Source organism: Rhodobacter sp. Har01 (genome assembly GCF_020564565.1).
Classification (GTDB): domain Bacteria; phylum Pseudomonadota; class Alphaproteobacteria; order Rhodobacterales; family Rhodobacteraceae; genus Pseudogemmobacter.
This window is the reverse complement of record NZ_JAJCTD010000003.1, coordinates 354,935-378,419: the sequence shown is the minus strand read 5'-3', so window position 1 is coordinate 378,419 and position 23,485 is coordinate 354,935. Positions and strand designations below refer to the sequence as shown.

General features: G+C 67.4%; 30 protein-coding genes and 1 pseudogene. 12 read left to right on the top strand and 19 right to left on the bottom strand.

What is annotated here, in order from left to right:
- Positions 1 to 114 precede the first annotated feature (114 nt).
- The 11 genes and pseudogenes from LHP98_RS10345 to mdh form a co-directional block, all read right to left on the bottom strand.
- Positions 115 to 792, bottom strand: a complete 678-nt coding sequence (locus LHP98_RS10345) for a hypothetical protein (protein ID WP_227252457.1) — start codon at positions 790 to 792, stop codon at positions 115 to 117.
- 3 nt (positions 793 to 795) lie between these two features.
- Positions 796 to 981 (bottom strand): annotated as a pseudogene (locus tag LHP98_RS10340) (succinate--CoA ligase subunit alpha); the annotation flags it as partial.
- 22 nt (positions 982 to 1,003) lie between these two features.
- Complete coding sequence (locus LHP98_RS19700; RefSeq protein WP_227252456.1) at positions 1,004 to 1,516, bottom strand: DUF805 domain-containing protein; 513 nt, start codon at positions 1,514 to 1,516, stop codon at positions 1,004 to 1,006.
- Between the two features lie 2 nt (positions 1,517 to 1,518).
- Positions 1,519 to 2,403 (bottom strand): succinate--CoA ligase subunit alpha, encoded by an 885-nt coding sequence (gene sucD / locus LHP98_RS10330; RefSeq protein ID WP_227252455.1) that lies wholly within the window; start codon positions 2,401 to 2,403, stop codon positions 1,519 to 1,521.
- A 74-nt stretch (positions 2,404 to 2,477) separates the two neighbouring features.
- The gene (locus tag LHP98_RS10325; protein WP_227252454.1) at positions 2,478 to 2,636 is read right to left on the bottom strand and encodes a hypothetical protein; all 159 of its coding nucleotides are present in this window, start codon (positions 2,634 to 2,636) and stop codon (positions 2,478 to 2,480) included.
- A 91-nt stretch (positions 2,637 to 2,727) separates the two neighbouring features.
- Positions 2,728 to 3,921, bottom strand: coding sequence for an ADP-forming succinate--CoA ligase subunit beta (gene sucC, locus LHP98_RS10320; protein WP_227252453.1), 1,194 nt, complete (start codon positions 3,919 to 3,921; stop codon positions 2,728 to 2,730).
- Between the two features lie 214 nt (positions 3,922 to 4,135).
- Positions 4,136 to 5,329 carry a hypothetical protein gene (locus LHP98_RS10315; RefSeq protein ID WP_227252452.1) on the bottom strand — a complete coding sequence of 398 codons (1,194 nt, stop codon included), beginning with the start codon at positions 5,327 to 5,329 and terminating at the stop codon, positions 4,136 to 4,138.
- Between the two features lie 200 nt (positions 5,330 to 5,529).
- Positions 5,530 to 6,195 carry a class I SAM-dependent methyltransferase gene (locus LHP98_RS10310; protein ID WP_227252451.1) on the bottom strand — a complete coding sequence of 222 codons (666 nt, stop codon included), beginning with the start codon at positions 6,193 to 6,195 and terminating at the stop codon, positions 5,530 to 5,532.
- Positions 6,192 to 6,380, bottom strand: a complete 189-nt coding sequence (locus tag LHP98_RS10305; protein WP_227252450.1) for a hypothetical protein — start codon at positions 6,378 to 6,380, stop codon at positions 6,192 to 6,194. The genes LHP98_RS10310 and LHP98_RS10305 overlap by 4 nt, the downstream gene beginning before the upstream one ends.
- An 18-nt stretch (positions 6,381 to 6,398) precedes the next feature.
- A complete protein-coding gene (locus LHP98_RS10300; protein WP_227252449.1) occupies positions 6,399 to 7,613 on the bottom strand; it encodes a hypothetical protein in 1,215 nt (404 codons plus the stop codon).
- A gap of 85 nt (positions 7,614 to 7,698) precedes the next feature.
- The gene (gene mdh / locus LHP98_RS10295) at positions 7,699 to 8,661 is read right to left on the bottom strand and encodes a malate dehydrogenase (protein WP_227252448.1); all 963 of its coding nucleotides are present in this window, start codon (positions 8,659 to 8,661) and stop codon (positions 7,699 to 7,701) included.
- Positions 8,662 to 8,829: 168 nt separating this feature from the next.
- Between mdh and LHP98_RS10290 the strand changes: the two genes are divergently transcribed.
- A complete protein-coding gene (locus LHP98_RS10290) occupies positions 8,830 to 9,582 on the top strand; it encodes a sulfite exporter TauE/SafE family protein (RefSeq protein ID WP_227252447.1) in 753 nt (250 codons plus the stop codon).
- A gap of 118 nt (positions 9,583 to 9,700) precedes the next feature.
- Here LHP98_RS10290 and LHP98_RS10285 read toward each other — a convergent pair whose 3' ends face one another.
- Together LHP98_RS10285 and LHP98_RS10280 are read right to left on the bottom strand one after the other, a co-directional pair.
- On the bottom strand, positions 9,701 to 9,913 hold the full coding sequence (locus LHP98_RS10285) for a CsbD family protein (protein WP_227252446.1): 213 nt from the start codon (positions 9,911 to 9,913) through the stop codon (positions 9,701 to 9,703).
- A 77-nt stretch (positions 9,914 to 9,990) separates the two neighbouring features.
- Positions 9,991 to 10,299 (bottom strand): hypothetical protein, encoded by a 309-nt coding sequence (locus LHP98_RS10280; RefSeq protein WP_227252445.1) that lies wholly within the window; start codon positions 10,297 to 10,299, stop codon positions 9,991 to 9,993.
- Between the two features lie 199 nt (positions 10,300 to 10,498).
- Here LHP98_RS10280 and LHP98_RS10275 point away from each other — a divergent pair, with 199 nt between their 5' ends.
- The 11 genes from LHP98_RS10275 (at position 10,499) to LHP98_RS10225 (ending at position 18,009) form a co-directional block, all read left to right on the top strand.
- Positions 10,499 to 11,359 carry an HpcH/HpaI aldolase/citrate lyase family protein gene (locus tag LHP98_RS10275; protein WP_227252444.1) on the top strand — a complete coding sequence of 287 codons (861 nt, stop codon included), beginning with the start codon at positions 10,499 to 10,501 and terminating at the stop codon, positions 11,357 to 11,359.
- Positions 11,360 to 11,397: 38 nt separating this feature from the next.
- The gene (locus LHP98_RS10270) at positions 11,398 to 11,946 is read left to right on the top strand and encodes an NnrU family protein (protein WP_319638932.1); all 549 of its coding nucleotides are present in this window, start codon (positions 11,398 to 11,400) and stop codon (positions 11,944 to 11,946) included.
- Positions 11,946 to 12,149: a DUF1737 domain-containing protein gene (locus LHP98_RS10265; protein ID WP_227252443.1), complete on the top strand. Its 204-nt coding sequence runs from the start codon at positions 11,946 to 11,948 to the stop codon at positions 12,147 to 12,149. The genes LHP98_RS10270 and LHP98_RS10265 overlap by 1 nt, the downstream gene beginning before the upstream one ends.
- Before the next feature lie 81 nt (positions 12,150 to 12,230).
- Positions 12,231 to 13,259 (top strand): MaoC family dehydratase, encoded by a 1,029-nt coding sequence (locus LHP98_RS10260; RefSeq protein WP_227252442.1) that lies wholly within the window; start codon positions 12,231 to 12,233, stop codon positions 13,257 to 13,259.
- 374 nt (positions 13,260 to 13,633) lie between these two features.
- The gene (gene sdhC / locus LHP98_RS10255) at positions 13,634 to 14,020 is read left to right on the top strand and encodes a succinate dehydrogenase, cytochrome b556 subunit (RefSeq protein WP_227252441.1); all 387 of its coding nucleotides are present in this window, start codon (positions 13,634 to 13,636) and stop codon (positions 14,018 to 14,020) included.
- A 9-nt stretch (positions 14,021 to 14,029) separates the two neighbouring features.
- Positions 14,030 to 14,401: a succinate dehydrogenase, hydrophobic membrane anchor protein gene (locus LHP98_RS10250; protein ID WP_227252440.1), complete on the top strand. Its 372-nt coding sequence runs from the start codon at positions 14,030 to 14,032 to the stop codon at positions 14,399 to 14,401.
- 10 nt (positions 14,402 to 14,411) lie between these two features.
- Positions 14,412 to 16,214, top strand: coding sequence for a succinate dehydrogenase flavoprotein subunit (gene sdhA, locus LHP98_RS10245; protein WP_227252439.1), 1,803 nt, complete (start codon positions 14,412 to 14,414; stop codon positions 16,212 to 16,214).
- Positions 16,214 to 16,624, top strand: coding sequence for a hypothetical protein (locus LHP98_RS10240; RefSeq protein ID WP_227252438.1), 411 nt, complete (start codon positions 16,214 to 16,216; stop codon positions 16,622 to 16,624). Before sdhA ends, LHP98_RS10240 begins: the two co-directional genes overlap by 1 nt.
- On the top strand, positions 16,609 to 16,938 hold the full coding sequence (locus tag LHP98_RS10235; RefSeq protein WP_227252437.1) for a hypothetical protein: 330 nt from the start codon (positions 16,609 to 16,611) through the stop codon (positions 16,936 to 16,938). The genes LHP98_RS10240 and LHP98_RS10235 overlap by 16 nt, the downstream gene beginning before the upstream one ends.
- Positions 16,935 to 17,216 (top strand): hypothetical protein, encoded by a 282-nt coding sequence (locus LHP98_RS10230; RefSeq protein ID WP_227252436.1) that lies wholly within the window; start codon positions 16,935 to 16,937, stop codon positions 17,214 to 17,216. Before LHP98_RS10235 ends, LHP98_RS10230 begins: the two co-directional genes overlap by 4 nt.
- A gap of 13 nt (positions 17,217 to 17,229) precedes the next feature.
- Complete coding sequence (locus LHP98_RS10225) at positions 17,230 to 18,009, top strand: succinate dehydrogenase iron-sulfur subunit (protein WP_227252435.1); 780 nt, start codon at positions 17,230 to 17,232, stop codon at positions 18,007 to 18,009.
- Between the two features lie 6 nt (positions 18,010 to 18,015).
- Here LHP98_RS10225 and mtnA read toward each other — a convergent pair whose 3' ends face one another.
- The 6 genes from mtnA to LHP98_RS10195 all read right to left on the bottom strand — a co-directional run bounded on the left by mtnA (position 18,016) and on the right by LHP98_RS10195 (position 23,450).
- On the bottom strand, positions 18,016 to 19,098 hold the full coding sequence (mtnA, locus tag LHP98_RS10220; protein ID WP_227252434.1) for an S-methyl-5-thioribose-1-phosphate isomerase: 1,083 nt from the start codon (positions 19,096 to 19,098) through the stop codon (positions 18,016 to 18,018).
- A 77-nt stretch (positions 19,099 to 19,175) separates the two neighbouring features.
- Positions 19,176 to 19,967: a cation transporter gene (locus LHP98_RS10215; protein WP_227252433.1), complete on the bottom strand. Its 792-nt coding sequence runs from the start codon at positions 19,965 to 19,967 to the stop codon at positions 19,176 to 19,178.
- Positions 19,968 to 20,014: 47 nt separating this feature from the next.
- On the bottom strand, positions 20,015 to 20,998 hold the full coding sequence (locus LHP98_RS10210; protein ID WP_227252432.1) for an aldo/keto reductase: 984 nt from the start codon (positions 20,996 to 20,998) through the stop codon (positions 20,015 to 20,017).
- On the bottom strand, positions 20,995 to 22,314 hold the full coding sequence (gene glyA / locus LHP98_RS10205; protein ID WP_227252431.1) for a serine hydroxymethyltransferase: 1,320 nt from the start codon (positions 22,312 to 22,314) through the stop codon (positions 20,995 to 20,997). Before glyA ends, LHP98_RS10210 begins: the two co-directional genes overlap by 4 nt.
- An 11-nt stretch (positions 22,315 to 22,325) precedes the next feature.
- On the bottom strand, positions 22,326 to 23,027 hold the full coding sequence (deoD, locus tag LHP98_RS10200) for a purine-nucleoside phosphorylase (RefSeq protein WP_227252430.1): 702 nt from the start codon (positions 23,025 to 23,027) through the stop codon (positions 22,326 to 22,328).
- A 60-nt stretch (positions 23,028 to 23,087) separates the two neighbouring features.
- Complete coding sequence (locus LHP98_RS10195; protein ID WP_227252429.1) at positions 23,088 to 23,450, bottom strand: DUF1127 domain-containing protein; 363 nt, start codon at positions 23,448 to 23,450, stop codon at positions 23,088 to 23,090.
- Between the last annotated feature and the right edge of the window lie 35 nt (positions 23,451 to 23,485).

Sequence of the window (23,485 nt, the reverse complement as noted above, 5' to 3'; positions counted from 1 at the left end):
GACCGCTGTCTTGGACAAGGCGTGCGGGCGCGGCAAGGCTGGCCGGAAACCCTCGCATTCGCCGCAGATACATGTTTTTTCTGAAGAATCGGCCTTGTCGGTCAGCTGTTCTTATCATGGTTCCAGAGCCCACTTCGGATGAGAGACGTTGCTGTAGAAAGCCGCACCTATGCCGGTCTGGATATTCGCGTCCGTGCCCAGCCCCTTGGAATCAATCGAGGCGGAGGTGACGCTGAGGCCAGTGCGGACGGTTTGGGAGTAGAAGAATTCGACTGTCGTCAGGCTTAGCGCTGGCGCTGTCGGCGCGCGGAGTTTCGGAAAGTAGGACTTTCCCCGCAACTGCGTGGCGGGAACCGCCAGCAGGCAGGAGAAGCCAGTCTTCAGTTTCGTGCCCTCGGTGAGGGTGAGGAGAACCGCCCCTGACTCTGCGTGGCGCAAGAGCGTCGCATGTTCATCGGTCAAGACCCGGTCGGCGAAGCCTTTGGCAACGGGCCAGGCTTCCTGCCAAAGGTCGGCGCCTTCGCTTGTGCCATGAACCGGTCTTGGAAACACATACTGGGCCGCGATGAAGGCCACTGCGATGTCGTCGTGATAGGTGCCGGCGGCGTCGCCAGGAACCTGAGACCAGCCTTCCGATTCAAGAACCCTGGTTGCGGTGTCCGGCTGGTGTGCCACCGCAACGCAGATGGACATGGTGTCTTGAGCTGAAAACGGGCGTTCGCCGGCAGGCGCCTTCGCCGCCGCGAAGGAGACAAGGCAAAGGGCTGCGATTGCACCTGCCAGACGCGCCATGTTCTACCCCTTGATCGCCTGCAGCACGGCCTCGCCCAGGCCCGCCGGGCTGTCGGCCACCACGATCCCGGCGGATTTCATCGCCTCGATCTTGCTGCCGGCATCGCCCTTGCCGCCCGCCACGATGGCGCCGGCATGGCCCATGCGGCGGCCGGGGGGGGCGGTGCGGCCGGCGATGAAGCCGGCGGTGGAGGATTGTTCGGTCATTGGGTTACCTCGGAGGGAGGGGGGAGTAGAGGTTGGGGCCGGGCTGCGACAGTGCGCTGAGCCAAACGACCGTGAGAAGAAGGCTTGCACCAAGGATCAGCAGGCAAATCATGATTGGTTGAAAAGCCCTGGTCGTAGGAAATGCGAATACAGAGAGTGCTATGACGGCAATGACCAAGCAGACTGCCACCAGCGGAACAAGCGCAAGTCTACCGGAGAATCCGGCATCATGCAGGCGGCGCATCATTGCTGCTGAAACGGGCATCACGCAGGCGAACGCGGCCATGGCGGCCAATGGCGAGACCACTACCCCTGCCGTCATGCGCGCCGTTTCATCGCCGAAGTTGAGCCAGAGGTGTGCGGTCAGTCTCGGCCACACGATTCCGTCCAAGGCCGATGCGAGTCCGGTCAACACCACTGCGGCAAGCGCCAACCACCAGAATTCGGAGCGGGAAGCCCGCCCCGAGAACTGGAAGGACTTGGCAAAGCCGGTCCGTATGGCTCGCGCCGGTCCCATACCTACCCCTTGATCGCTTTCAGTACCGCTTCGCCCAGGCCCGCGGGGCTGTCGGCCACCACGATCCCGGCGGATTTCATCGCCTCGATCTTGCTGCCGGCATCGCCCTTGCCGCCCGCCACGATGGCGCCGGCGTGGCCCATGCGCCGGCCTTCGGGCGCGGTGCGGCCGGCGATGAAGCCGGCGGTGGGCTTCCAGCGGCCGCGCTTCTTTTCCGAGGCCAGGAATTCCGCCGCCTCCTCTTCCGCCGAGCCGCCGATCTCGCCGATCATGATGATCGAGGTGGTGGCAGGATCGGCGAGGAACATTTCCAACACGTCAATGTGCTCGGTCCCCTTGATCGGGTCGCCGCCGATGCCGACGGCGGTGGTCTGGCCTAGCCCGACGTCGGTGGTCTGCTTGACCGCCTCGTAGGTCAGCGTGCCAGAGCGGGACACGACGCCGACCGAGCCCTTGGAGAAGATGCTGCCCGGCATGATGCCGATCTTGCATTCGCCGGGGGTCAGCACGCCGGGGCAGTTCGGCCCGATCAGGCGCGACTTCGAATTGATCAGCGCGCGCTTCACCCGCATCATGTCCAGCACTGGGATGCCTTCGGTGATGCAGACGATCAGCGGAATCTCGGCGTCGATGGCCTCAAGGATGCTGTCGGCCGCAAAGGGCGGCGGGACGTAGATCGCGGTCGCATCGGCGCCGGTCTTCTCGGCGGCCTCATGCACGCTGTCAAAGACCGGCAGGCCCAGGTGTTCGCTGCCGCCCTTGCCGGGTGTGACGCCGCCGACCATGCGGGTGCCATAGGCGATGGCCTGTTCGGAATGGAAGGTGCCCTGCGACCCGGTGAAGCCCTGGCAGATGACTTTGGTATTTGCGGTGACGAGTACGGCCATCGGGGCCTCCTTCAGAAATTTCTTCTTTCGGCGGGACCGGCCCGCCGCAGGGTCTTGGTCGGGATCGCCGGCCCTTACGGGCAGGTGATGGTGATCTGGCCGCCGTCGGCGGTGCCGGCCTGGGCCATGGCGGCCTGCTCGGCACAGACCTCGGCGCTGTCGCTGGGCGTGCCGCCGCAGGCCGCAAGGGCGGCAAGCGCGATCAGGGTGGGGGCAACGAGGATCAGGCGCATGGAGTCTTCCCTTTCCGTTTGGTGGCGGCAGTCGTCTGTCCGGTCATTTCATCTCAGGGCAAGGACCAGGATGTTCGCCCGAACCGTTTTCCTACGCCTTTACCGCCTTGACGATCTTCTTTGCCGCGTCCGACAGGTCGTCCGCCGCGATCACGTTCAGGCCGCTTTCATTGATGATCTTCTTGCCGAGGTCCACGTTGGTGCCTTCAAGCCGCACCACCAGCGGGACCTTGAGGCCGACTTCCCTGACCGCGGCGATCACGCCCTCGGCGATGATGTCGCAGCGCATGATGCCGCCGAAGATGTTGACCAGGATGCCCTTCACGTTCGGGTCGCTGGTGATGATCTTGAAAGCCTCGGTGACCTTTTCCTTGCTGGCGCCGCCGCCGACGTCAAGGAAATTGGCGGGCTCGGCCCCGTAAAGCTTGATGATGTCCATGGTGGCCATCGCCAGGCCGGCGCCGTTGACCATGCAGCCGATCTCGCCCTCAAGCGCGATGTAGTTCAGGTCGAACTTGCTTGCCGCCAGTTCCTTGGGGTCTTCCTCGGTCTCGTCGCGCAGGGACAGGATGTCGGGGTGGCGATAGAGCGCGTTGCCGTCAAAGCCCATCTTGGCATCAAGCAGCTTCAGGGTGCCGTCCTTGAGCACGCAGAAGGGGTTGATCTCGACCATGTCCATGTCTTTTTCGGTGAACAGCCGGTACAGGTTGCGCACGATGCCGACGCATTGCTTGACCTGCGGGCCGGTCAGCCCCAGCGCAAAGGCCACGCGACGGCCGTGGAAATCCTGCAGGCCCGTGGCCGGGTCGACGGTGATGGTCAGGATCTTTTCCGGCGTGTCATGCGCCACGTCCTCGATGCTCATCCCGCCTTCGGTGGAACAGACGATCGAGATGCGGCTGGATTTGCGATCGATCAGCAGCGCAAGATAGAATTCGCGCGCGATGTCGCTGCCGTCCTCGATGTAGATGCGGTTGACCTGCTTGCCGGCCGGGCCGGTCTGCAGGGTGACCAGCGTGCGGCCCAGCATCTGGCGGGCGAATTCGGCCGCTTCCGAGACGCTGCGGGCCAGCCGGACACCGCCCTTCTCGCCAGCCTCGTCTTCCACGAAGTGCCCTTTGCCACGGCCGCCGGCGTGGATCTGCGCCTTGACCACCCAGAGCGGGCCGTCCAACTCGCTCGCCGCGGTCTTGGCCTCTTCGGCGCGATAGACGATGCGGCCGTCCGAGACCGGGACCCCGTAGCTGCGGAGCAGCGCCTTGGCCTGATATTCGTGGATGTTCATGGGGGTCCGTCCCGTCGTTCTGTGGCTTTGGCCCGGGTTCTGGCACGGAACTGCAAGTCCCGACAAACGCAAATGCGCCCGGGGCCGGGTTTCGGGCCGGGAAAATGCAGTTTGTGATCACAGGTGGAAAACGTGTGATCACATGAGCGAATCGCGGCGGCACCGAAGCCCCGGCTGAGAGCGCTAACGTGATTCGTCCCCGGTGCCCTTCGGCCTAGTTCAGGAACACCGCGAAAAGCATGGAATCGCCCTGGACCAGGCGTTCGAAATCGCGCCAGGCGCCCAGGCTCATGACGGTGCCGGTTTCGGCATAGGACAGGAATCCCTGGCCCTGAACCATGGCCACAAGGTCGATCGCGGGCGGGTTCTCGAACAGCTTCGCCACGTTGATGCCGGCATCGGCGCCATAGCGCCAGTGTGGGGCGAGACGGTCGCCTTTCAGCATCTGTTCGGCCTCGTCCAGCACGGCCAGCCAGCGGTCGCCAGTGCCGTCGGGCACGAAGAGGCCTAGGGCCGAGGTCTGCCGGTCGTTCGGCACCCATTCGCCGGCGTTGTCGGTTTCGGACCGCAGCAGCGCCCAGAACCGGCGGTTCTCGGTGATCATCGCCAAGAGGTGGCCGTGGGCGGCGCGGGTCAGGGCGGGGTCAGGCTGTTGCGCGGCGGCCATCAGGATCATGGCGACGCGGTCGACCTGGCGGCCGAACATCATGTCAAAGGCGTTCGAGGGCGGGGTCGGGCCCCACATCTCCTTCATCGCCTTGGCCGAGGCGCTGACGCGGTCGACGGCGGGGCCGGGGTCATAGGCCAGCGCCAGATTGGCGAAGGCCGACAGGAAATGGGTATAGGCCGACAACCAGGCCGCATCTGCGGTGTCGAAGCGGATCGCCGGGTCCAGAACGTCGACAGCGGCGCGGCGGCCGCCGATGGCATTCAGGGCGACGTCGCCGATGCCCTCGCCCTCATCGCGGGTGGCGTTCATGTTGATGTCGAACCACAGGTCGGCCATGGCGATTTCCAGCGCGAAATCGCGCGGGCCCAGCCGGTCAAGCGCGGCGCGGGCGGCGTCCATGTCGGCCGCAAGCCCGGTCAGCAGATCGACCAGATCGGTGCCGGTAAAGGCACGCGCGGCGGGGTTCTCCGGGATCGGCAGCCGCAGGATCGGCAGTTCCGACCAGTCGGCCTGCATTCCGGTCTGCCAGCGCAATTGCAGGGCGCGCTCGACCCCGGACAGGAAATGCAAGCCAGCCAGCGCGAACAGATCGGGCGGCGTCGGGTCAGGCAGCCCGGCCAGCCGCGCCTCGGTGGCGGCAATGCCGGACGATGCAATCTCCGCCGACAGCGGCGACCGTTCGGCCAGGCCCATCCCGGGCAGCAGGGCAAAGACGGCAGCAAGGACGGAAAGGCGCATCGGCAGTCTCCTGTCAGCTTGGCGGCAAGGATGCGGCCGGGCCAAGCCGGGGGTCAAGGCTGCTGACGGTAGGGAATCCCCCGCGGCCGCGAAGAATGCGCTCAGCGCGGGGGTATTTGAGCCAAGATGAAGCGGCTCCCTTCATCTTGGCTCAAATACCCCGGGGGTGCGGGGGCTGGCCCCCGCCCTTTTTCGGCCATTCAGACCGGCGTCAGGGCCAGCAGACGCTGGCTGCGGGGCAGGCGGCGGGGGCGCCAGTCGGGGGTGAAACCGGCGGCGCGGGCCTCGGCTTCCACCTGCGCCGCCGGGCGGTGCCAGGGCGGGCGGTCGGGGTGGGTGACCACGCCGTCGGGCTGGCGGTGCGGGCCGGCGTGGCCCTGGGGGGCCAGGAAGACGGTCAGCAGCATCCGCCGCAGCCGGGGGAAACGGGCACGAACCTGCGCCAGCGCACGCGGCAGGGCGTCGGGCGGCAGGTGGGTGAAGACGGCGAAGGCGAGTGCGATGTCGATGCTGTCGGGCAGGCCGGGAAAGCCGAAGTCGGCGTCTTCGACCAGATTGCCGGGGGGCAGGCGGGCGCGGGTCTCGTCGCTCAGTTCCGCCTCATGGCCACGGCGCATCAGCGCAAGGCTGGCATCGGTGCCCCAGTAGTGCCCCGGCGCAAGGTAGGCCGCGGCGCGGTGGCCCAGCCGCAGGCAGCCGCAGCCGATGTCCAGAAGCCGGTCCTCGGGCCGCAGCCCTTCGTCCAGCAGCAGCGCCATCTGCGCCGCCGCCGTTTCCGACCAGCGGCCGCCGACGATGTCGCGGTGCCGGCCGTCTGCCAGCGCCCGGTCATAAAAGCCGGGCGCAAGGTAGGGCGAGGCGCTCACTCGGACGGCTTGGCCGGCTTGGCGGGCGGCTTTTGCATCGAGGCGGCCTTCATCCGGGCCAGCAGCGCCGCCTTGTCGTCCGCCTTGGCCGGCGGGGCGCCCTTGGAGTTCATCCGTTTCGGCCGCGGGCCGGGCTTGGCGGTGCTGGCGCCGCCGGATTTGGAGTAGTTCATCATCTCACCCATGTTCGGCGCCAAGGCCGGTCAGTTCAGGAACACCATCATCAGCCCGGCATTGCCAAGCATCATCTCGTCAAACCGCCGGAGGTTTTCATCGCTGACCACCGGCCCCTGTTCCATATAGGGCACCGCGGCCCAACCTTGTAGCCAGCCGGTCACGCTGATCGGGCGGGGATCGTCGAACATCCGGCCGAAGTTCACGCCCTGACCGCCGGGGCCGCGCCAGTAGGGCAGCAAGAGCCGACCCGTCAGCAGCGCCTCGCCATCGGCCAGCACGGCCAGCCATTGCGGCCCGGTGCCCGGCGGCAGGTCGAACCCCAGGGCCGAGGTCTGGCCCTCGGCCGGTATCCATTCGCGGTCGTTGTCGGTCTCCTGCACGGCAAGGGTCCAGAACCGGCGGTTCTGTTCGACCATGCCCAGGAATTGCGCCTTTGCGGCCTGGGCGCGGGCCACATCGGGGGCCTTGTTGACCGCGCCTTCGACCATGGCGAAGGTGTCCATGAACTGGCCGAACGAGGCGTCAAAGCTGTAGTCCGGGCCGGTTGACGGGGGCGCCACCTTCAGCGACATGCGGGCGGCGATCACCCGGTCGATGGCCTCGGCCGGGTCATAGGCCAGCACCACGTTGGAGATGCCCGACAGCAGGTGGGCATAGGCGGCCAGCCAGGCCGCGTCGGCGGTGTCGAAGCGGATCACCGGCAACGGCAGGGCAGGGTCGCGCTCGGCCCATTGCCAGCCCATCAGCTGCGGCCCCAGGATGGCGCCGGCGTCTTCGCCCGCATCGCGCGCGCCGTTGGCGTTCACGTCGAACCAGAGGTCGGCGAAGGCAACCTCCAGCGCGAAGTCCTGGCCTTGGGGCAGGGCGGCAAGGTCTTGCCGGGCGGCCTGCATCTTCGCATCGACGTCGGCGAAAAGCTGGCTCAGCAATGCGCCCTGAAAGGGCTCGGGAGACGGGTTGGGCGGCAGCGGCAGGCGCAGAAGCGGCAGGCCGGTGGTGTCGCCCGCCTGGCCCAGCGCCTGATCCATGCCGGTGCGCCATTGCAGCTGCAGCGCCGATTCAATGCCCGACAGGAAGCGCAGCCCGCCCAGCGCAAAGCGTTCGGCGGGGGTCGGCTGATCGACCGCGTCCAGCGTGGCCAGCGTGGCGGCAATGCCGTTCTGGCCGATCGACTGCGACACGGCGATTTCTGCCGCGGCCGGGGTGGCCAGCAGCAGCAGGGCGGCAAGGGCGGCTTTCATGGGCGTCACCTTTCGGAAAGGGCCGTCTGAAACGCAGAATGCGCAGCCGGGGGCTGCGCATTCAAGTGCGGGATTCGGGGCCGGCTCAGGCCAGCGAGGCGTCGATGCCCTTGCAGGCGGTGACCAGGCCCTTCACGGCCTCGATCGACTTGTCGAGCATCGCCTGTTCGGCCGGGTTCAGCGTGATGTCGACGATGCGTTCCACGCCGCCGGCGCCGATCACCGTCGGCACGCCGACATAGATGCCGTCCAGCCCATAGGCGCCCTTGACGTAGGCCGCGCAGGGCAACAGGCGCTTTTGGTCCTTGAGATAGGCTTCCGCCATCTCGATGGCCGATGTGGCGGGTGCGTAGAAGGCCGAGCCGGTCTTCAGCAGGCCGACAATTTCGGCCCCGCCGTCGCGGGTGCGCTGGACGATGGCATCCAGACGGTCCTGCGTGGTCCAGCCCATGGCCACCAGGTCGGGCAGCGGAATGCCGGCGACGGTGGAATAGCGGGTCAGCGGCACCATGGTATCGCCATGGCCGCCCAGCACGAAGGCGGTGACGTCCTTCATCGAGACGCCGAATTCGAGGCTCAGGAAGTGCCGGAAGCGGGCCGAGTCCAGCACGCCGGCCATGCCCACCACCTTGTTGTGCGGCAGGCCCGAAAACTCGCGCAGCGCCCAGACCATGGCATCCAGCGGGTTGGTGATGCAGATGACAAAGGCGTTCGGCGCATGGGCCTTGAGGCCCTCGCCCACCGACTTCATCACCTTGAGGTTGATGCCCAAGAGGTCATCCCGGCTCATCCCCGGTTTGCGCGGCACGCCGGCGGTGACGATGCAGACGTCGGCGCCAGCGATGTCGGCGTAGGAGTTGGTGCCCGTCATGTCGGCGTCAAAACCCTCGGACGGGCCGGACTGGGCGATGTCCAGCGCCTTGCCCTGGGGCGTGCCTTCCGCGATGTCGAACAGAACGACGTCGCCAAGTTCCTTGAGCGCGGCGAGGTGGGCGAGCGTGCCACCGATCTGGCCGGCGCCGATGAGGGCGATCTTGGGTCGGGCCATGGCTTGATGTCTCCTGCAGGGGGTGGGCGTGCGAGTCGGCCCGAGGGGTAGCCGCTTCCACGGGTTCTGTCCAGCACCCCAAAGGGCTGCGGTATACCATTGCATGCAGAAATTCGGGCCTTCCTGCGAAGGGCCGAAGGGGTTAGCGGTAACGGCCGGGAGGGCACCATGGACGGTGCAACATTCTGGGTGGCGGCCGTAACGGCCTCGGTGCTGGTCGGCCTCAGCAAGGGCGGGCTGCCGCTGATCGGCATGCTGGCTGTTCCGGTGCTGGCACTGGCGATTTCGCCGGTGGCGGCGGCGGGGCTGCTGCTGCCGGTCTATGTGGTGTCCGACGTCTTCGGCCTTTGGGCCTATCGACAGGTCTTCGACCGCCGGGTGCTGGCAATTGTGCTGCCGGGGGCGGTGGTGGGAATCGCCTTGGGCTGGGCGACGGCGCGGGTGGTGCCCGAAGCGGCTGTGACTGCGCTGGTGGGAGGCATCGGTGTGGCCTTCGCGTCCCGCCTGCTGGTGCGGCAAACGGCCGGGCGGATGGCCCGCCCGGCAAGGGTCGGGCCGGGACTGTTCTGGGGCCTTGTCACCGGGTTCACCAGTTTCGTCAGCCATTCCGGCGGGCCGCCCTGGCAGGTCTACACCCTGCCGCTGGGGATGCCGAAGGCCGTCTTCGCGGGCACCTCGACGATTGCCTTTGCGGCGATCAACGCGGTGAAACTCTTGCCTTACTGGCATCTCGGGCAGCTCAGCCCGGGCAACCTGAAGCTCGCCGCACTGCTGTTCGTGCCGGCATCGCTGGCGGTGTTCGCAGGGGTGCGGCTGGTGCGCTGGCTGCCCGAGCGACTGTTCTTCCAGCTTGTCACCTGGACGCTGCTTGCGATCTCGCTCAAGCTGCTGTGGGACGGGGGATGGGGGCTGGTCGCCTGACGCAGGCCCCGGAGCCGATTTTCGCGCGAAAACCGTGACCGGAATTCGCGCGAATTCCGTTCTTGGACGTCAGGAAAGACAAGGGGCGCCCGCAGGCGCCCCTTGGAGACCAGACCGCTCAGACGCGGTCAACGCCCTTCTTCAACGCATCGGCGGCGTTCTTCACCGCCTCTTTCGCCTTGCCGGCCAGTTGCTGGACTTCGCCCTTGCGTTCCTGGATCACGCCCTCGACCTGCATCTGTTCGTTTCCGACGGCCTTGCCGACGGCCTGCTTGACGTTGCCTGCGGCCTCATTGGCCATGCCTTTGATCTTGTCGCTGGAACTGCTCATCGCGAGGTCCTTTCCATCACGGTTTCGGTTGCTGTGACGGAACAACGCGCTGTTCCGCAAAGGGTTCCCGGCGAAGATCAGACCGGATCGCCCTTGGCGGATTTTGGCGCATCGCTGGCCTGAAAGGCTTGCCCCGCCGCCATCAGGCACATGGTGCCGTCTGGCGAGGTCAGTGTCAGTGTCCAGGTACCGGTCTCGGCGCTGGCGAAAAGCTCCATCACCGCGGCCGAGGCCAGGCCCAACGCCTGCTGCGTCTCGCCATAGCGTTCGGCCAGTTGGGCCACCATCGCCTCGCGGGGGCCGCATTGCGCCTGGGCCTGAACCATCTGGGTCGCCAGGATCACGCCGCCAAAGCCCAGCGACAGGGCAAGCGTGGTTCGGGTCATGTGGTTTGCCTTTCCTTGGTGGCCGGACTTTCTGGGCCGGCAGGCCCGGATCGGCAAAGGATCGGATGAAAGCCGCTGAAGCGTGGTTAACGCGGCGTGCGCCCGTGGCCGGAATTTCTGCGCTGCGGCAGAACAGGGCTTGAAGAAAGTGGCGAAGAACGGCATTCACGCGCAAGAAAATTGCTGCAAGGATTCGCCCATGCCCCGCCCCTGCCGTTCGGTCCTGTATATCCCCGGCTCAAAGGAACGAGCGCTGGAGAAGGCGCGCGAGCTGCCCTGCGACGCCATCATTTTCGACTTGGAAGATGCCGTGGCGCCGGACGAAAAGCCCCATGCGCGCGACCTGCTGGCCCGCGTGCTGCGGGATTTCGACTATGGCAACCGGCTGCGGATCGTGCGGATCAACGGGCTGGATTCCGAATGGGGCCGGGCCGATGCCGATGCCATGGACAAGGCGATTGCCGGTGGCGCGCGGGTCGACGCGGTGCTGGTGCCCAAAGTGAACCGGGCGGCCGATCTGGACGCGGTTGCGGCGGCGGTGCCGGGCACCGACCTCTGGGCGATGATGGAATCGGCGGCCGGCATGCTGAACGCAGCCGAGATCGCAGCGCATCCCCAGCTGAAGGGCATGGTGATGGGCACCAACGACCTGGCGCGAGAGCTGAACAGCCGCTTCCGGCCCGACCGTCTGCCGCTGCAGACCGGGCTTGGCCTGTGCCTGCTGGCGGCCAAGGCGCATGGCAAGCTGATCGTCGACGGCGTCTACAACGCCTTCAAGGATGACGAGGGGCTTTGGGCCGAATGCCACCAGGGCCGCGACATGGGCTTTGACGGCAAGACCCTGGTGCATCCGGCGCAGGTGCAGATCGCCAACGCCGCCTTCGCGCCGACCGAGGCCGAGATCGACCTCGCCCGCCGCCAGATCGCCGCCTATGACGCCGTGCTGGCCACCGGCGGCGGCGTGGCGGTGGTTGAGGGGCGCATCGTCGAGAACCTGCACATCGAGACGGCGAAGGCCACGCTGGCCCGCGCCGAGGCGATTGCAGCCCTGGCGAATTGACGGCAGGGTGCGGGCAGGCAACTCACGGGAGAAGGTCCATGTCCCTGATCGTTCTGATCCTTGGCGTCGCGCTCTGGTGGGGGGCGCATCTCTTCAAGCGGCTGGCGCCCGACCTGCGGGCCAGCCTGGGCAACCCCGGCAAGGCCCTGGTGGCGGTGGCGCTACTGGCCTCGATCTGGCTGATGTACAAGGGCTATGACCCCGTTCAGGGCCAGTGGTGGAGCCGCGGTGCGGCGCTGGTCGGGATCAACAACCTGCTGATGATCGGGGCGGTGTTCCTCTATGCCGCCGACGGGATGCGGGCGCCGATCATCGGCAAGCTGCGGCATCCGCAGTTGACCGGCTTTGCCCTTTGGGCGCTGGCGCATCTGCTGGTGAACGGTGATCTTGCCAGTCTCATCCTGTTCGGCGGCCTGCTGGCCTGGGCGGTGACGACGATCGTCGTGATCAACCGGGCGCAACCGGAATGGGAGCCGAAGCCGGTGAAGGAAGGCCGCAACCGGCCCGCGATGTTCGCGACGGCGGGCGCAGTGGTGGCCATCATGCTGATCCACTACTGGATGGGCTACGTGCCCTGGGGCGCCTGATGCGGCTTTACCGCTTTCTCAGCGACGACGACACCTCGGCCTTCTGCCACAAGGTTTCGCTGGCGCTGTCCAAGGGGTGGACGCTGCACGAAGGCCCCACCTATGCCTTCGATGCCGCCCGCGGGGTGATGCGCTGCGGGCAGGCGGTGGTGAAAGAGGTGCCGGGAAACTATGACCCAGACCTCAAGCTGGGCGAGATGTAACGGCAAGGGAAACGATTTTCGCGCGAAAATCGTGCACGGAATTCGCGCGAATTCCGTTTCCTGGCCGCAAGAGGAGCGAAGATGAAGACCAATCCGGGCCGTTTCTTCGAGGATTACCGCCTGGGCGAGACCATCGTCCACGCCGTGCCGCGCACCCTGTCGGGGGGCGAGCGGGCGCTGTATCACGCGCTTTATCCGGCGCGCGGGGCGCTGTATTCCAGCGATGACTTCGCCCGCGCCTGCGGCCTGCCGGCCAGCCCGATGGACGATCTGATCGCCTTCCACACCGTGTTCGGCAAGACCGTCCCCGACATCAGCCTGAACGCCGTGGCCAACCTCGGGTACGCCGAGGGCCGCTGGCTGGCGCCGGTCTGGCCGGGCGATACCTTGCGTTCCGAAAGCACGGTGATCGGGCTGAAGGAGAACAGCAACGGCAAGTCGGGCGTGGTCTGGGTCCGCACTCGCGGCCTGAACCAGCGGGGCGAGGCGGTGCTGGAATATGTCCGCTGGGTGATGGTGCGCAAATCCCGCGCCACCCCCGCGCCGGACCCGGTGGTTCCCGATCTGCAATCCGCGGTGCCCGCCAGCGCCCTGGTGGTGCCCCCCGGGTTGGATTTCCGCAACTACGACTTTGCCCTGGCCGGAGAGCCGCACCGCTGGGGCGACTACCGAGTGGGCGAGCAGATCGACCATGTCGACGGTGTGACGGTGGAAGAGGCCGAGCACATGCTGGCCACGCGGCTGTGGCAGAATACCGCCAAGGTGCATTTCGACGCCACCTTCCGCGATGACGGCAGGCGGCTGATCTACGGCGGCCATGTCATCAGCCTGGCCCGCACGCTGAGCTTCAATGGCCTGGCGAACGCCCAGATGATTGTCGCGCTGAACGGCGGCGCGCATGCCAACCCCTGCTTTGCCGGCGACACGGTGAAGGCTTGGTCCGAGGTGCTGGACCGCGCCGACACCGCCGCCCGCGGCGTTGGCGCGCTGCGGCTGCGGCTGGTGGCCGTGAAGCAGGGCGCGGCGCCCTTTGCGTTGAAGGGTGCAGACGGCAAATACCTGCCCGAGGTCCTGCTGGACCTGGACTATTGGGCGCTGGTCCCGGTCTAGGCCGGAAACGCAAGCGCTGCGGCCCCACCGCCCCGGTGCTGCCCCCGGTGCTCCCCCCGGTGCTCCCCCCGTTGCTCCCCCCGTTGCTGCCCCCGGTGAAAGCACCCGGTGAAATCCCGAATGCGGGCGGTGATGCAAGCCAGGGTGCCGCACCGCAGCGTCGGCCCGTGCAGCCGAGTCGCCATCGGTCGGAGATATTGTGATCACGCCCCCGAAAAACGTGATCACAATTGTGAAAAACCTTGAGTGGTATCGCAAACAAACGACCGTTGTGGTCTCTGCCCCCGTGACTCGGGGACCGGGAAGGCGCTATGCAGGGGCAAGAAAAGCGCGATCTCCGGATGCCGGGATGGCCAGCGACGAAGGGAACCGCCATGGAGAATGCGAAGCGGGTCGATCGGCCCCTGTCCCCGCATCTGCAGATCTACCGGATACAGATCACCTCGGTCAGCTCGATCCTGACCCGGGTTACCGGGCACGCGCTGATGTTCGGCGGCATGCTGGCGTTCTGGTGGCTGTTCGCGGCGGCGGTCAGCGACCACTACTTCGAGGTTGCCAATGCCGTCGCCACCAGCTGGTTCGGTGACCTGGTCTTCACCGGCTCGCTCTGGGCGGTCTGGTATCATTACCTCGCCGGGCTGCGGCACCTGCTCTATGACGCCGGCCGCGGCCTTGACCTGCGCACCTCCGAACGCCTGGGCTGGGGCATCATCATCGGTTCGGTCGTGCTGACCGTGATCACCATCCTTCTTGTGCAATAGGGGCCGACCATGCGCTACCTGACCCCCCGCAAGCGTGCCGAAGGCCGCGGTGCCGCCCATGTCGGCACCGAGCATCACTGGTCGATGCTGGTCAGCGCCGTGGGCCTGGCCTTTCTGATTCCGACCTGGCTCTACGTCTTCGGCAAGGCCCTGGGCAGCACCCGGGCCGAGGTGCTGGAGACCTTTTCGCGCCCGTTCCCGGCGATCCTGACGGCGCTTGTTCTGATCGTCGGGCTGCGCCATTTCGTGATGGGCGCGCAGATGATGAGCCAGGACTATTTCCGCGGCACCTGGCGCAAGATCGCCCTGATCGGCGGTGTCGCCTTCGGCTGGACGGTCAGCGCCGTCGGCATCTACGCGCTGGTCCTGATCGCGCTTTGAAGGAACCAACATGACGGCTTACTCTTACGAAGTGCATGACTACGACGTGGTCGTGGTGGGCGCCGGCGGCGCGGGCCTGCGGGCCACGCTGGGCATGGCGGAACAGGGGCTGCGCACGGCCTGCGTGACCAAGGTCTTCCCGACCCGCAGCCACACCGTCGCCGCCCAGGGTGGCATCGCGGCCTCTCTGGGCAACATGGGCCCCGACAGTTGGCAATGGCACATGTATGACACCGTCAAGGGGTCGGACTGGCTGGGCGACACCGACGCCATGGAATACCTGGCGCGCGAGGCCCCCAAGGCGGTGTACGAGCTGGAACATTACGGCGTGCCCTTCAGTCGCACCGAGGAGGGCAAGATCTACCAGCGCCCCTTCGGCGGCCACACCACGGAATACGGCGAAGGCCCGCCGGTGCAGCGCACCTGCGCCGCAGCCGACCGCACCGGCCACGCGATCCTGCACACCCTCTACGGCCAAAGCCTCAAGCAGCGGGCCGAGTTCTACATCGAATACTTCGCGCTTGACCTGATCATCACCGATGGCGCCTGCACCGGCGTCGTGGCCTGGAAGCTGGACGACGGCACGCTGCATGTCTTCAACGCCAAGATGGTGGTGCTGGCGACAGGTGGCTACGGCCGGGCCTACTTCAGCGCCACCTCGGCCCATACCTGCACCGGCGACGGCGGCGGCATGGTCGCCCGCGCCGGCCTTCCCTTGCAGGACATGGAGTTCGTGCAGTTCCACCCCACCGGCATCTACGGATCGGGCTGCCTGATCACCGAAGGCGCGCGGGGCGAGGGCGGTTACCTGACCAACGCCAACGGCGAGCGCTTCATGGAGCGCTATGCCCCCCACTACAAGGACCTGGCCCCACGCGACTATGTCAGCCGCTGCATGACGATCGAAATCCGCGAAGGCCGGGGCGTGGGGCCGAATGCCGACCACATCCACCTGAACCTCAGCCACCTGCCGCGGGAATCGCTGGAACTGCGGCTGCCCGGCATCACTGAATCCGCCCGCATCTTCGCCGGCGTCGATCTGCACAAGGATCCGATCCCGGTGCTGCCCACCGTGCACTACAACATGGGCGGCGTGCCGACCAACTACTGGGGCGAGGTGCTGAACCCGCAACTGAACCACCCCGACCGCATCTTCCCGGGCCTGATGGCGGTGGGCGAAGCCGGCTGCGCCAGCGTTCACGGTGCCAACCGCCTCGGCTCGAACTCGCTGATCGACCTGGTGGTCTTCGGTCGCGCCGCGGCGATCCGCGCCGGGCAGGTGGTGGACCGCCAGGCCTCGGTTCCCGCCACCAACACGGCCGAAGTGGACAAATGCCTGGCACGCTTCGACAGCTTCCGTCACGCCAAGGGCGCCATCCCCACCGCCGAGTTGCGGTTGCAGATGCAAAAGACCATGCAGGCCGACGCCGCTGTCTTCCGCACCGAAAAGACCCTGGCCGAGGGCGAGGCGAAGATGACTGCCATCGCCGGCAAGATGGGTGATCTGAACGTCACCGACCGGTCGATGGTCTGGAACAGCGACCTGATGGAAACGCTGGAGCTGGCCAACCTGATGCCCAACGCGCTGGCCACGATCTATGGCGCCCACGCCCGCACCGAAAGCCGCGGCGCGCATGCGCACGAGGATCACCCGCACCGCGACGACCGGACCTGGCGCAAGCACTCGCTGGCATGGGTGGACGGCAACAAGGTAAGGCTGGACTACCGCCCGGTCCACCTGGACCCGCTCACCGCCGAAGACGAAGGCGGCATCAGCCTGAAGAAGATCGCCCCGGCAGAGAGAAAGTTCTGATGTTCAAGCGTATCGTTTTGGTTCTGCAGGTTCTGGCTCTGACAGCGTGTTCAGAGAAAGACTTCCTGCAATACCAGGGGCGTCCGGCACAGACCGCGCTGGAATGTAAGGCCGCCTATGAGGCTGCGAAGGACCGGTCGGCGTCAGCAGGCAATTACAGCAGCGGGGCTTCGGCGCTTGGAACCCTGATCGGCAAATCAATGGTCAGAGGAATGACCGAGTCGCACTATAATGCCTGCCTGGCGCGTGTGGCGGCCCTTCAGCCGGGCACAAGCACCGGGATGGCTGCGCCGTCCGCAAGCGAACCGATGTCAGGTTCTGCCGCCGCACCGCGCCCCGTTCAATCCGGGGGATGCAGTGCGGGCGGCGGCGTGATGCAGGGAGGAACAGGCTATTGCTTTGGAAACTGACGCGCATCCTTCTTCCGGCCGCCCTGTTGCCGCTGGCCGCCTGCGACCCGCAGGAGATGGCCGACAAGACGGTGCGCCGGGCGGCCTATGACGTGGTGTTCCCGGTGGTCAACCGCGACATGCCCGCCGGGCTGGCCGCGGCTGCGACCGATTGCATCCTGAATGCCGCCTCGATGCCCGAGGTTCGCATGCTGGCGCGCGACGTCGGCGTCGAGGCCGGCACCCAGACCAAGGAAAACATCCGCAACCTGGCGCTGACGCCTTCGGCACAGGCCTGCTTCGCCGCCGCCGGCGTGCCCCCGTTGAAGGCATGAGGCCTGCGCTGGCCCTTGCCCTGCTGCTGGCCGCCTGCGGCCCGATCACGGTCGAACAGGCCGAGCGCGAATGCCTGGACCGCGCCCGCCTGGCCCAGCAGCCGCGCGGTCAGGTCGGCATCGGCGCGCGGTCCGACGGCAAGGCTCTGGGCAACCTGGACCTGTCGGTCTCGACCGACTGGCTGATGGGCAAGGACCCCTCGGCCGTCTATGAGACCTGTGTGATGTCCAAATCCGGCCAGCCGCCGCGGCGGCCATTCTACGACCTGTCCGACTGAAAGGCTGAAGACCATGGTGCAGCTGACGCTTCCCAAGAATTCCAAGGTCCGCACCGGCAAGACCTGGCCCAAGCCTGAAGGCGCCACGCGCCTGCGCACCTTTCGCATCTACCGCTGGACCCCCGATGACGGGCAGAACCCGCGGGTCGACACCTATTTCGTCGATCTCGACAGCTGCGGCCCGATGGTTCTGGACGCGCTGATCAAGATCAAGACCGAGATCGACCCGACGCTGACCTTCCGCCGGTCGTGCCGCGAGGGCATCTGCGGCAGCTGCGCCATGAACATTGACGGCATCAACACGCTGGCCTGCATCTATGGCCTTGATGAGGTGAAGGGCGAGGTGAAGATCTATCCCTTGCCGCACATGCCGGTGGTCAAGGACCTGATCCCCGACCTGACCCATTTCTACGCCCAGCACGCCAGCATCATGCCCTGGCTGGAAACCCGGACCAACCCGCCCGGCAAGGAATGGAAGCAGTCGATCAAGGACCGCAAGAAGCTGGACGGGTTGTACGAATGCGTGATGTGCGCCTCGTGCAGCACGGCCTGCCCCAGTTACTGGTGGAACGGCGACCGCTACCTTGGCCCGGCCGCGCTGCTGAACGCCTATCGCTGGATCATCGACTCGCGCGACGAGGCGACGGGCCGGCGGCTGGACAGCCTGGAAGACCCGTTCAAGCTGTATCGCTGCCACACCATCATGAACTGCACCAAGACCTGCCCCAAGGGGCTAAACCCGGCCAAGGCGATTGCCGAGATCAAGAAGATGATGCTGGACCGGGCAATCTGACGGCGGTCAGGCCGACAGGTCGGGGAACATCGCCTTCAGCGCCGCGGGGGAAGCGGCGCAGACGCCGCGTTCGGTGATCAGGCCGGTGACCAGATGCGCGGGGGTCACGTCGAAGGCGGGGTTCGCAGCACCGGTGCCGGTGGGCGAGATGCGGACCTGCACGATCCGGCCCTCGGGGTCGAGGCCCTGGACATGGGTCACCTCGGCCTCTGCGCGTTCCTCGATGGGGATTTCCTTCACCCCGTCGCGGACCCGCCAGTCGAGGGTGGGCGAGGGCAGCGCCACATAGAACGGCACGCCGTTGGCCTTGGCGGCAAGCGCCTTGAGGTAGGTGCCGATCTTGTTGCAGACGTCGCCGTTGGCGGTGGTGCGGTCGGTGCCGACGATCACCATGTCGACCATGCCATGCTGCATCAGGTGGCCGCCGGCGTTGTCGACGATCAGGCTGTGCGGCACGCCGTGCGCGTTCAGTTCCCAGGCGGTGATCTGGGCGCCCTGGTTGCGCGGCCGGGTCTCGTCGACCCAGACATGCACGTCGATCCCGGCATTGTGGGCGTGGTAGATCGGCGAGGTGGCGGTGCCCCAGTCCACCGTCGCCGGCCAACCGGCGTTGCAATGGGTCAGGATGTTGACCCTTCCCTTGCGGGCCGCAATCTTCTCGATCAGCTTCAGCCCGTGCAGGCCGATCTGGCGGTTCAGTTCCACGTCCTCATCGGCGATCTCGTCGGCCAGCCGCATCGCTGCGGCGGGGCGGTCGGCGGGCGCCAGCGGCGCCAGCGCGGCGCGCATCCGGTCCAGCGCCCAGCGCAGGTTGATCGCGGTGGGGCGGGTCTCGTGCAGCACCTGCCAGTGGTCTTCCAGCCCGGCGTCCGAGGCATCGGCCCGCAGCGCCACCGCCATGCCATAGGCCGCCGTCGCCCCGATCAGGGGCGCCCCACGCACCCACATGTCGCGGATCGCGGTGGCAAAGGCCGTGCGGTCGGGCAGGGCGACCACGCGCAGCTCATGCGGCAGCCAGCGCTGGTCGATGATCCTCACCGCCTCGCCCTCGCGCCAGATCGAGCGATAGGGGGTTCCGTCGATCTTCATCTGTGCCTCCGCGGCTGGGACCGGGCCGATTTACGGCGGCATCGGCGGGGGCCGCAAGGGGGTGTGGCAGATGGGCGCTAGGCGGCCAGTTCGCGGCGGGCGTCGCGCAGGATGGCAGCACTTGACGCGAGGAACAGCGCGGCGATGGCGGCGGCGATGACGATGTCCGGCCAGGGGCTGTTCAGAGCCGCCACCAGCCCGGCGGCAGCGACCACGGCAAGGTTGCCCAGCGCGTCGTTGCGGGAAAACAGCCAGACCGCGCGGGCCGAGGCATCGCCGCCCCGGTGCCGCATCATCAGAAGGGCGCAGAGCAGATTCACCGCCAAAGCCCCGGCGCCGACGGCGCCCATCAGCGCCGATTGCGGCAGCTCGGGGCGGAACGCCTCGCCCAGGGTGCCGGCCAGCACGGCCAGCCCCATGGCCGCAAGGAACACCCCTTGCGCCAGCGCCGTCTGCGCCCGGGTGCGGGCGGTCCAGCCCAGCGCGGCAAGGGCCAGGCCCGAGATCAGCCCGTCACCGATGAAATCCAGCGAATCGGCCAGCAGCGCTTGCGATCCTGCGATCAGGCCGGCGGCGATCTCGAAGACGCCGTAGCCAAGGTTCAGCGCCACCACCCAGGCCAGGATGCGGGCATAGGCCGGGTCGCGGGGCGCGCCCAGTGGTGCCAGGTCATGGCCCGTCGCTGCAACAGCCTCGGCCAGCGCCTGCGGCGTGGGGCCGCCGGGGGCGCGGTCCACCTCAAGCGTGCCGGCGGTCAGCGAGGCGCGTGCGGCGGTGACGCCGGGCAGGCTGCGGGCGGCGGTCTCCACCCGGGCTGCGCAATTGGCGCAGTCCAGGCCGGTGACGGAAAAGCGCAGCGTGTCGGTCATGGTCGCGACCATAGCGCGGGATGCGGGTCATCGAAAGCGGCGACCGGTCAGCAGTAGCGCTCGGCGGTGGCGGACTGGGCGTCGTCATAGCGGTCGCCCCAGGCCCATCCGGGGGGCAGCAGGTGGTCGATCTGTTCCAGGTCGGCGGGAGTGAGGGTGATTTCCGGGGCTGAAGCCCAGGCTTGCAGGTGGGCGGCGCTGCGGGTGCCGGGGATCGGGATCAGGTGGTCGCCGCGGTGCAAAAGCCAGGCCAGCGCCAGTGCGGCGGGGCTCTGGCCGCCGGCTTGCGCAAAGGTGTGAAAGGCTTGCAGGCGGGCGCGGTTGGCGGGCCAGTTCTCGGGATGAAAGCGCGGGATACGGGTGCGGAACTCGCCCGGCGCAAAGGTGCCCGGGTCGGCCATCGGCGAGCCGAAGACGCCGCGGGCCAGCGGCGAGAAGGGTACGAAGGCCACCCCAAGCGCGGCGCAGCGCTGGATCAGGCCCAGTTCGGGCAGGCGGGTCCAGAGCGAATATTCGTTCTGCACCGCCATGACCGGATGCACGGCATGGGCACGCTCCAGCGTATGTGGCGCCACTTCCGACAGGCCGTAGCCGAGGATTTTGCCCTCGGCCACCAGCCGGGCCATGGTGCCGGCCAGGTCTTCCGCCGGAACCTGCGGGTCATGCCGGTGGGCGTAGAATAGGGTGACGTGATCCACGCCCAGCCGTTTCAGCGACCCTTCCAGCTCGGCCCGCAGGTGCCGGGGCCGGTTGTCGATGCGCCGGGCCGGGTCGTCGGTGAAGGCGGCCTTGGTGGCGATGTGCGGGCGGTGGGGGCGGGTGGCAAGCCAGCGGCCGATGACGGTTTCGGAAACCCCCTTGCCGTAGATGTTGGCGGTGTCGAGGAAGGTGATGCCGGCCTCCCAGGCGGCGTCGAGGGTGTGCAAGGATTCGGCCTCGGTCGTCGGGCCGAAGATGCCGCCGAAGGACAGGCAGCCGAAGCCCAGGGCGGAAACGAGCGGGCCGTTCGCCCCGAGCCGGCGCTGTTTCATTGGCTCACGTAGTGCAGGCCCCGGAACCTGGCGCGCAAGGCCTTGGTTCGGGGGGCAACAGTTTCGGGGGCGTTCGAGCGCAGGCCTTCCGCGATCAGCACGGCCAAAGCAGGGGCGTCGGCCGGGGTAACGCCGCGGCGCACCAGTTCCGGCGTACCGATGCGCAACCCGTTCAGGTCGCCGGGGACTTCGGCGATCGGCAGGCCGATGCCACAGGCCAGAAAACCGGCCTTGCGCAGGGTTTTCGACGCGGCCTGGCCGCCGCCGAAAGCCGCGGCCTCCAGCGCGAACTGGTGGCTTTGGGTGGCGCCCCGGTCGGCGGCAAAAACCGGCAGGCCAAGGGCGGCAAATTCGCGCGCCAGGGCTTGCGACAGCGCAACCATGGCCTGCGCATAGGCCCGCCCGTGATCGCGCCAGTCCAAGAGCGTCAGCGCCAGCGCGGCGGACTTGGCAGCGTCGAAGTTGGCGGTCAGGCCGGGGAAGGCGATGGCATCCAGGGCCCGGGCGATGCCCGCGTCGCTGGTGACGATCAGGCCCCCGGCGGGGCCGCCGAGGGATTTGTAGGTGCTCATCGTCATCAGATGCGCGCCTTGCGTCAGGGGGTTGGCCCAGACGCCGCCGGCGATGATGCCGCATTGGTGGGCGGCGTCGAACAGCACCTTGGCACCCACCTCGTCGGCGATCTGCCGGACCTCTGCCACCGGATGCGGGAACAGGTTCAGGCTGCCGCCGACGGTGATGATCTTGGGCCGAACCTTCCGCGCCAGCGCGCGCAGCGCGGGGATGTCCAGCGTGAAGCCGTCGGCGTCGATGGGGGCGTCGTGGGTTTGCAGCCCGTACAGCCCGGCGCAACCGGGGGCGTGGTGGGTGACATGGCCGCCGATGCTGGCGGGCGGCGCGATGATCGCGTCTCCCGGCCTGGCCAGCGCCATGAAGCCGTAAAGGTTGGCCAGCGCGCCGCTGGCCACGCGAATCTCGGCGTGGGTGGCACCAAAGACCTCTGCCGCCAGTTCCGCGGCGATGACCTCGATTTCCTCGATGGCTTCCAGCCCCATCTCGTACTTGTCGCCGGGGTAGCCCAGGCTGGGCCGCGACCCCAGCCCGCGCGCCAGCACCGCTTCGGCGCGGGGGTTCATCACGTTGGTCGCGGGGTTGAGGTTGAAGCAGTCGCGGTCGTGGATTTCCAGATTGCGCTCGATCAGCGCCTCGATCCGGGCGGCGACTTGCGCCGAGGGCGCCGAGGCCCCTTCGGCGATCTGCTGGATCAGGGTCTCGCAAGGGTCGGGCACCCAGGGGCGGCGGGCTAGGTGGGGCATGGCTGGGACTTTCAGGAAAACGCGGCTTCGAGGGCGATCTCGACCATGGCGGCGAAGCTCTTCTCGCGGTCTTCGGCGGGAAGGGCCTCATGCGTGAGGATGTGGTCGGAGATGGTGAGAACGGCCAGCGCGCGGGCGCTGTGGCGGGCGGCGAGGGTGTAGAGCTCGGCGGCCTCCATCTCGACCGCAAGGCAGCCGTGGCGCTGAAGCTGCTGCGACAGGTCTTCGCGTTCGTCGTAGAAGGCGTCCGACGACAAAATCATGCCGACATGGGTCTGCGCCTTGCCCTGAGCCGCGCGGTGGGCGGCGGAAAGCAGGCCGAAATCGGCGGTGGGGGCGAAGTTGACCTCGCGGAAAAGGGTGGAGGACGGGGTGTGGATCGAGGCGGCGGACTGCGCCAGCACCACGTCGCGGACCTTGACATGCGGCTGCAGGGCGCCGGCCGATCCGATGCGGATCAGGGTCTTGGCGCCATAGTCGCGGATCAGCTCATTGACGTAGATCGACAGAGAGGGCATGCCCATGCCGGTGCCGTGGATGGTGACCCGGTGGCCGCGCCAGGTGCCGGTGTAGCCCAGCATGCCGCGGACCTGATTGACCTGCTCGGGGGCGGTCAGGAAGGTCTCGGCTGCCCACTTCGCGCGCAGCGGATCGCCCGGCAGGAGGACGGTCTCGGCGATCTCGCCCGGTTTCGCGCCGATGTGAAAGCTCATGTGTCCCCCTTCGTTGCCGCCTGCCATCAAAGCGGCGCGCGGCGGGGGGCGCAAGAGGGGTCAGGCGGCGCGGGGCGGCGCCATGTCGGCAAAGGTGCGGGCGTTGACGCAGAAGCCGCAGTCGCAGGCGCGGGTCAGGTCGCCCTTTTGCAGCGCCAGCGCACAGGCGCCACGGTCGGCGCAGGTGCAGCAGGTCTCCAGGATTTCCAGATACTGCGCATGGTCGCGCTGCACCTCTTCGGCAGGAACGCCGAAGATCTCGGCCATCGCCAGCACCCGGTCGGGCACGTCATGCGGGATGCGGACAAAGGCGCGGACCTGATCGCGCGTCAGGCCCAGATCGTCAAGCTCATGGTCGGTCAGAGACTCGACCTCGTTCAACTCGTTCCAGCGTTCGATGAAAGCCTTGATGCGTTCGAACATGGACAGTCTCCTGCGAATTTCCGCAGCTTGACTAG